At 56.8% G+C, this 398-nt stretch carries 1 protein-coding gene; it reads left to right on the forward strand.

All coding sequences use genetic code 11. The annotated features are described in order from the left end of the window. Nucleotides 1–224 (forward strand): ADP-ribosylglycohydrolase family protein (locus S1OALGB6SA_RS10615; protein WP_230204426.1); only part of this gene is annotated, 224 nt, incomplete at its 5' end. Nucleotides 225–398 lie beyond the last annotated feature (174 nt).

A 398-nucleotide genomic window follows, 5' to 3' on the forward strand; every position in this document is an offset into this window, starting at 1 on the left:
GATGCCTGCTTGGCCAGCTTGCCGGTGATGCGCTGGGAAGTCTGGTTGAGTTTCAGTCCCCGGATGAGATCCGGCGCGGCTACCCTGATGGTGTTCGGGAGCTGGCGGATGGCGGCACATGGAATACCATTGCCGGTCAGCCGACCGATGATTCGGAGATGGCCCTGCTTCTTGCCCGGATGCTGGTGAAAACCGGTTTGTATGATCCGGAGGCGGCACGTTAAGGAATATCAATACTGGCTGAGTTCCGATCCGTTTGATTGCGGTATGACCATTTCGGCCGGGCTGCGTGAAAATCCAAACCCGGACAGTCAGGCTAATGGAGCGATGATGCGGATCAGTCCCCTCGGTATCTTCGGAGCCGGATTTGAACTGAATCAGGTTGCTGAATGGGCCAT

The sequence above is a fragment of the Olavius algarvensis spirochete endosymbiont genome (genome assembly GCA_900608495.1).
In the GTDB taxonomy this organism is placed as follows: domain Bacteria; phylum Spirochaetota; class Spirochaetia; order DSM-2461; family DSM-2461; genus UBA2779.